Origin of the sequence: Oribacterium sp. HCP3S3_B9, assembly GCF_052064255.1 — a bacterium.
Classification (GTDB): Bacteria; Bacillota; Clostridia; order Lachnospirales; family Lachnospiraceae; genus Oribacterium.
Window position 1 is genome coordinate 1 of record NZ_JBQHVY010000032.1, and the last position, 6,994, is coordinate 6,994.

Below are 6,994 nucleotides of genomic sequence, written 5' to 3' on the forward strand. Positions count from 1 at the left end.
CCGGGGCGGGTGACGACCGCCGAGCCCCCGCCCCGGCAGCCTGCTCCGCCCTCCACATCCTCACCGGCGCGATGGGACTAGACGACCACCGCCAACCCATCACCCCACGACACCTGTACCGACACGCCCGCTGCACCCACTGCGGCCAGAGAGAGGACCAATCATGAGCACCAACACCATCACCATCTGCGGCAACCTGACGGACTCTCCCGAGGTCCGCTTCACTCAGGCCGGGGCCGCCGTCGCCACCATGACGGTCGCCCACAATCACCGCCGCTACGTCAAGCAGACCGGCGAATGGATCGACGGCGACACCACATTCCTGCGCTGCACCGTCTGGCGCGACATGGCCGAGCACGCCGCCGACACCCTCCGCAAGGGCATGCGGGTCATCGTGACCGGTGAGCTCCAGTCGCGCACCTACGAGGACAAGGAGGGTCAGCGCCGCACCACCTTCGAGCTGTCCGTGGACGACATCGGACCCTCGCTGCGCACCCAGACCGCCATCGTCAACCGCAGCCAACGCGGGCAGGCGACGCAGGTACCGCAGCCCCAGGATGACCCGTGGGCGAGCCAGACCGGAGAGGCACCATTCTGATGCTCACCGCCGTTGACTTTTTCTGCGCCGACGAGCAGACCGAGATCCTGACCGTTCACGGTTGGCGACTGCATGACGAGGTTGAGGTCGGTGACTTGGTCGCCAGTCTGAATGTCGAAACCGGCATCGCTGGGTTTGCCCCCGTCGAGCAGGTTCACCGATTCGACGCGACCGACGAGCGCATGCTCAGAATCCACGGGAAAGGCATCTCGGCGCTCGTTACGGCCGACCACCGGTGGCCCACCTGGGAGCGTAATAGGCGCGGCGGCAGCGCCACGATGCGGTGGCGCACAACCAGGGACCTCACGTCGGAGTCCATGGTCAAGCGCTCAGCCCCGTTCAACCTGCCGAAAGCCTCCGGTGTCCGCAACGAACTGGTGGAGTTGGTCGGATGGGCATGGACCGAGGGTAACTTCCGCGCCCATGGACGGCTACACATCTATCAGTCGCGTAGCCACAACCCGGACAACTGCCGGCGGATCACTGCGGCACTCACCGCCCTATATGGGCCCCCAGGACGCCGCACCGATGGCCGCGCCTACTGGACGGTGAGCGACTGGGGAGACCAGCGCTGCTGGAGGCTGAACCGCGCTGCCGCCGCGCCAGTTGCGGGTGCACTCGTCAACAAGGCCCCTGCTCACGAGTGGATGCTATGCCTCACACAGGCGCAACTCGACCTTCTTATCGAGGTCTCGATGCTGGCGGACGGGACTCGTCGCGTTCGTGACCTGACCCATGAGGCGACTCTGACCCAAGGTGACCCGGATCGGTGCGATGCGTTCCAGTTCGCCGCCATCCTGGCCGGGCACTCCACGTCAGTGCGCACGTGGCACCAGCGGTATCGCGGGACCGAAGTGCCAATGTGGACGGTAGCCCTCATGGGCCGCGACACCGCGAAACCCCTGCGCCAGAACCGGGTGGAGTGGGTCGACCACACGGGCGTCGTTTGGTGCCCCACAGTCGAGCACGGGACGTGGCTGTGTCGTCGCGACGGAATGGTTCACTGGACCGGCAACTGCGGGATGGGTGGCAGCTCCACCGGCCTCCGCAGCGCCGGATACGACATTAAGGTCGCCGCCAACCACTGGCAGCCAGCGATCGAAACCCACTCCGCCAACCACCCCGACACTGAGCACTTGTGCGCCGACATCTCCGCGATCGACCTGCGCTACCTGCCACGCACCGACGTTCTGTGGGCAAGCCCCATCTGCACCGAGGTATCACCGGCCGGTGGACACCGCAAACGGACGCGACAACTCGACCTGTTCGAGGAACACGGCCACGTCCCCACCGAGGCGTTCGAGCGGACCCGCGTCACATTCTGGGAGGTGATCCGCGCCGCCGAACTCTTCCGCTACCCGCTCGTCATGATCGAGAATGTCGTGGAGGCAGCCCAGTGGGAGTTGTTCGATACATGGCTGGCGGGCATGACCACCCTCGGCTACACCGCCCAGTTCGTCTCCGTCTCCGCAGCTCACATCGGCTCCGACACCAACCCGCACGCGCCGCAGTGGCGAGACCGTATGTACATCGTCTTCAACCGCAAGGGCGTGCCCGCCCCCGACGTGCGGCCGCGACCGCTGGCCTGGTGCGAGAAGTGCGGCACGGACGTGGCAGCCATGCAGTGGTGGAAGCGGCCCGGACGCCACATCGGCAAGTACGACCGCCAGTACATCTACGTCTGCCCCGAGGGCGATCACGGCAGGGTCGAGCCCTACGTCAGGCCCGCCGCATCCGCGATCGACTGGACCGACGTCGGCACGAGGATCGGCGACCGCACCCGACCGCTGGCAGCGTCCACGATGCGCCGAGTCGAGACCGGCCTGGAGATGCTGCTACGCGGCGACTTCGACCGCGACTTTGTGATGAGCGTCAACAACGGCGGGAGCTGTGGACGGCACTTCGGCCCAGCATCCCGACCACTCCCAACCCAGCTCGGCGTCGTGTCCTACCTCATGGGCGGCGCAGGTGACCAGAAGGGCACCAGCGTGCATGCACCGATGCGCACCCAGCGGGCCAGCGGCGCCGACTTCCTCGTCACGCTCCGCAGGCACGCCAAACCATCCAGCACGAGCGACCCACTGGCAACCTTCACAGGCGCTGGCTTCCACCACGGACTCGTTATCCCCTTCCGGCGCGGCTCTCGACCCTACCCCGCCGTCGCCGACCCGCTATCCACGATGGCGACACGAGACCAGCACGGCGTCCTGACGCCGGCGATCAACGTCGAGGACTGCTACTTCCGCATGCTGAAGCCACGGGAGGCAGCCAACGCCCAAGCCTTCCCGAGGCACTACATCATCCACGGCAATCAGGGTGAACAGCAGATGCAGGCCGGGAACGCCGTGGCCGTCAACGTGGCCCACTGGCTGGGTCTCTGTGGCGCACAAGCGCTGGGGGCAGCGGCATGACCACCGCCACCTACGAGTTCGAGCTGCCCCGCGCACTCATCGTGACCGCCAATGACCGCAAACACTGGGCGCGGCAGGCCAGCCTCGTGCGCAACCTCCGCCAGATGGCGGCTGTCACGCAGGGCCACGACCCGCACCAGATGCAGCGCGCCCACCTGACCGTGCACGTCGCCTACCCCGACCGCAGGCGGCGAGACGCCCACAACCTCAACCCGACCATCAAGGCGCTCGTGGATGGTCTCGTGAGCGGCTGCGGCTGGCGTCCGCACGGCTGGGTGCCGCTCCTGCCCGACGACGACGACACCCACCTCATCGGCCCCGACTGGCGACCGCAGGCCGAGCGGTGCAAACCGGGGCACGTCCGGCTGACGCTCATCTTCCAGGAGGTGGACGGATGAAACCCCCCATGCCCCGGGTCGCTGACGGCCCCGACTTTGTCGTGCGCAGAGACGACAACATCGACAGAGAGGACGAGACGCCATGCCAGTGACGAAGCGCACCCGATTCGAGGTACTGCGACGCGATGGCTACCAGTGCCGATACTGCCACCGTAAGGACAATGAACTAACCGTCGATCACGTCACCCCTACCAGCCTCGGGGGCGCAGACACCCCAGAGAACCTGGTCGCCTGCTGCATGGACTGCAACGCCGGGAAGGCCTCCAGTCACCCGGACACACCCCTCGTCGCCGACGTGAGTGAGGACGCGAAACGGTGGGCTGAGGCCCGCAAGATCGCAGCCCAGCGCGTCTCTGAACGGCGCGACAGATGGTCCAAACAGTGCCAGAAGTTTCGCAAAACGTGGCGAGTTTGGGACGAAGATTGCACGTTTCTGCCCGCCGATTGGAAGCAAAGTGTGGTGCGTTGGCTCGATAACGGAGTGCCTTACGACCGTATAGCTGAGGCGCACAGCATCGCAATCGAAGCCTACGGCGTCCCAAGTCGCACAGTCTTCCGCTACATGGCGGGCGTCATCAAGAACATCGTGAAGGAAATCGAGGCCGAAACTGCCGCGATCCTGAGAGCGGGCGACGATGGCTAGAGAGTTCGCACGCTACCTCGTCTCGACCCACCGCGACCCAGATTGGGCCACGCTGACCACCACCCAACACGACTGTTACATGGCGCTCCTGTCCAGCCCAGACCTGTCATGGGCCGGGGTTGTCCCCTACTTCCCAGCCAGGTATGCAGGCAACGCCGCCGACCTGACACCCCGCAAGGTTGCCAAAGCGTGGGACTCGCTCGCAGACGCAAACCTGCTAGTCATCGACCATTCAACCGGTGAAATCCTCGTGCGCTCATTCCTGAGGCACGACAAGGTGTTGACGAAACCCAACGTGACGAAAGCATTCTGCCGCGCCCTCGACCGCATCGCCTCGACCGCTATCCGCGACCAGATCACCGCCGAGGTGGCACGCATCTGGAGCGAGGAGGGTGACGCGCTCGCCTCCAGTTGGGACGTCATCGCTGACCTGTTGCCACACATGTCCGAGCAGATCGGGATCACGCCATGACCACAAAACCATTCCCGAAACCATTCCCCGAACCGTTCAGGAAACCATTCCCGAAACCGTTCAGCGAATCATTGCCGAAACCCTTCGGCAAACCCATCCCCAACTACCTTCAAACCTTCAAACCTTCAAACCGCCCGCGCAGCGCGAGTAACGCTGAACCCTTGCGTCTATCTGTGGTTGAGAATTGTGGTTCAGCAAGCAAAAAAAGTCCGGTAGGTAGGGGCTCGCGATCTTTGCTTGCCGACCTCGCTACGCGACAAAACCGGGACGCAGCATGAGAGCCCCCGCCGACTGGTGCCGCGACCTCGCAGCACTCACCTGCCACACTCGCGCCGCGATGCGCTACCCCGACCGACAGCCATGGCTCCAGCCACCCGTCGCCTCCATCCTCGCCAGCCTCGACACCGACAGCCTCGCCGACCTCGCATGGGCCGCCATCGCAGCCGCCTGCAACCACGACCACAAAACCCCAGCAGGCATCCGCTTCGAGCTGGAGCGCCTCGCCGCACGACGAGCCGAGGCAGCCGGGCGACCTGCGACCCCGACCCTGCCGACATGGCAGCCGGAGCAACGCACCGACCTCGCCACCCCCGACCAGATCAGAGCCCACCGCGAGCGCCTACGCCAGGCGCTCCGCAACCGACAGGAGACATCATGACCTGGACCTGCTCCACCTGCGACGCCACCATTGCCGGTAGCCGCGCCGAGCACTGCGGCGCTAAAGGGCTAGCCTGCTTTGCGCTTTGGCCCGCCGTAGCCACGCCTGATCTGAACGCCGCGGCGTTTGAGAAGGCGCCAGACGGCAGATGGGTCAGCACTCAAGATCCGTCCGATCCGCTCAGTCCCATAGCCAAGCTTGTAGAGCCTCTCGGCCTCATCCCCGTCGATCCTGATGAACTTGTGGGTGGAAGCGGGCCCACTCCCATGCTCCGCATGCAGTCTGTGATGTTCCTCGGGGGACAGCACGCAGAGGTTGCTCGGATCGTTGTTGGTTCGATTCCCATCGATGTGGTGAACTTGCTCGCCGTCTTTCGCTCCGGCGACGACACGATGCTCGTATGCCTCGACGTACTCGCCGGGAAGACTCCAGCGGAGCCTGATGTACCCCTCACCGTTGATGAACCTACGGGGCTCTCCCGCCGGTGGTTCTTCGCCGTCCCTAAGTGTGCGAATTGGCTTGGCATAGGAACGAAACCGTTCCTTCCGGCAGGCATCACACCGCCTCCTTTGGTGAGCAGCTCCAGGGATGACTTGACCGCAGTCGACACAGATAACGTCCATAACCTCATTATACAGTGGTGGTGTCACGAAACCTTCACCAGCACCACCTCCGGCGACATGCACCGCACCGGGAAGCACGGGCAAATCACCGGCCCGGCCCGCCGCCGCTGCCTCACCGAGGCAGAGATGCTCGACCGGGGCATGACCAGAAACCGGTCCGGGCAGTGGACGACCGGCCTGGTGGATACTCGCTGGAATGCCGCTCATTGCTCTCACGTGGACACGGAGAGCGACGAACAGGGACAGGCTGGTACCCATGGACCCCAAGCCACTGAAAGGCCCTCAGAATCGCGCATACGGCAGCTCGCCACCATCGAGGACAGTGACCGCCTGTCCGAGCAGATCGCCCGTAGCCTCAACCACCTCGCCGCGATCGCCGACTCGGTGCCCCTCTCCGACGTGGCACTCCACCTCGACAACGCGGGCCGGGGCTTCGTCGCAGAGCTGACCGACCGGACCGAGCCGAAACGAAAGGAATCAGCATGATACTCACCCACCTGCGGCTACCCCGAGGGACTCCTCATGACACGCGCTGGCTCCACCAGCGGATCGCTGAGGTATCCAGCGATCCGCGCCCGCTGTGGGCATTTCCTCGCCACGGGATCGTCATCACCCAAACCCGTCTGGGGCTCGCTCCCGAGTGGGCGATCCGTGTATCACAAGGCGATCTCAAATTCTGCCCAGAGGGCGCGGTGGTGCAGATGGCGTTGATAGCGAACCCGACCCGATCTATGCGGGGCGGCGGCGGTGGCCGAGGCACGCGCAAACCGCTTGCTGAAGCTGACCCGACACCCCAGGAGGACCAGTGACCCCCACCGCCCAGCACATCCGACGCCAACTCGCCGACCTTGCTGACCTTGCCGCACTGCTCCCGACCGCGCTCATCACCCGCACGCCCAACGACACCCAGCGTGGCGCGGCGCCGGGCAGCAGACCGCCCGCCCGCCTCGATGTCATCCAACTCCTCGACCGACGCGTCCGCGATCTCACGTCGCGGGCCGAATGGGTGGACCCCGACCGGGCAGGCCTGCTGCCGTACCTGTGGACCTGGTGCCGAGACATCGAGGCCGACGCCCTCGACGCCGGCCACCACCCCGACGACCTGCCCGACACCGTCGCAGGCTGCTGCGCATGGCTCACCACCTGGCTCAACTTCGCCCAGACCCTGCCCCAGTGGGACGAGCTGGTGTG

General features: G+C 65.4%; 7 protein-coding genes and 1 pseudogene. 7 read left to right on the forward strand and 1 reads right to left on the reverse strand.

Annotation, left to right across the window (positions count from 1 at the left end; translation table 11 throughout):
- Positions 1-163 precede the first annotated feature (163 nt).
- The 6 genes and pseudogenes from ssb to ACTNC3_RS11005 all read left to right on the forward strand — a co-directional run bounded on the left by ssb (position 164) and on the right by ACTNC3_RS11005 (position 4,522).
- The gene (gene ssb, locus ACTNC3_RS10980; protein WP_441227453.1) at positions 164-598 is read left to right on the forward strand and encodes a single-stranded DNA-binding protein; all 435 of its coding nucleotides are present in this window, start codon (positions 164-166) and stop codon (positions 596-598) included.
- On the forward strand, positions 598-3,009 hold the full coding sequence (locus tag ACTNC3_RS10985) for a DNA cytosine methyltransferase (RefSeq protein WP_441227454.1): 2,412 nt from the start codon (positions 598-600) through the stop codon (positions 3,007-3,009). The genes ssb and ACTNC3_RS10985 overlap by 1 nt, the downstream gene beginning before the upstream one ends.
- Positions 3,006-3,407: a hypothetical protein gene (locus ACTNC3_RS10990; protein ID WP_315888634.1), complete on the forward strand. Its 402-nt coding sequence runs from the start codon at positions 3,006-3,008 to the stop codon at positions 3,405-3,407. The genes ACTNC3_RS10985 and ACTNC3_RS10990 overlap by 4 nt, the downstream gene beginning before the upstream one ends.
- Positions 3,408-3,489: 82 nt before the next feature.
- Positions 3,490-3,669 (forward strand): annotated as a pseudogene (locus ACTNC3_RS10995) (HNH endonuclease); the annotation flags it as partial.
- Positions 3,670-3,864: 195 nt separating this feature from the next.
- Positions 3,865-4,050 carry a hypothetical protein gene (locus tag ACTNC3_RS11000; protein WP_441227457.1) on the forward strand — a complete coding sequence of 62 codons (186 nt, stop codon included), beginning with the start codon at positions 3,865-3,867 and terminating at the stop codon, positions 4,048-4,050.
- Positions 4,043-4,522, forward strand: a complete 480-nt coding sequence (locus tag ACTNC3_RS11005; RefSeq protein WP_441042290.1) for a hypothetical protein — start codon at positions 4,043-4,045, stop codon at positions 4,520-4,522. The genes ACTNC3_RS11000 and ACTNC3_RS11005 overlap by 8 nt, the downstream gene beginning before the upstream one ends.
- Positions 4,523-5,248: 726 nt before the next feature.
- Here ACTNC3_RS11005 and ACTNC3_RS11010 read toward each other — a convergent pair.
- Positions 5,249-6,061, reverse strand: a complete 813-nt coding sequence (locus ACTNC3_RS11010; protein WP_441227455.1) for an HNH endonuclease signature motif containing protein — start codon at positions 6,059-6,061, stop codon at positions 5,249-5,251.
- A gap of 547 nt (positions 6,062-6,608) precedes the next feature.
- Here ACTNC3_RS11010 and ACTNC3_RS11015 point away from each other — a divergent pair.
- On the forward strand, positions 6,609-6,994 hold a 386-nt coding region (locus ACTNC3_RS11015), incomplete at its 3' end, for a hypothetical protein (RefSeq protein ID WP_441227456.1).

Coding starts and splice junctions, on each gene's coding strand:
- ssb (WP_441227453.1), top strand. CDS start 164: ATGAGCACCAACACCATCACCATCTGCGGCAACCTGACGGACTCTCCC.
- ACTNC3_RS11010 (WP_441227455.1), bottom strand. CDS start 6,061: ATGGGTACCAGCCTGTCCCTGTTCGTCGCTCTCCGTGTCCACGTGAGA.
- ACTNC3_RS10990 (WP_315888634.1), top strand. CDS start 3,006: ATGACCACCGCCACCTACGAGTTCGAGCTGCCCCGCGCACTCATCGTG.
- ACTNC3_RS11005 (WP_441042290.1), top strand. CDS start 4,043: ATGGCTAGAGAGTTCGCACGCTACCTCGTCTCGACCCACCGCGACCCA.
- ACTNC3_RS10985 (WP_441227454.1), top strand. CDS start 598: ATGCTCACCGCCGTTGACTTTTTCTGCGCCGACGAGCAGACCGAGATC.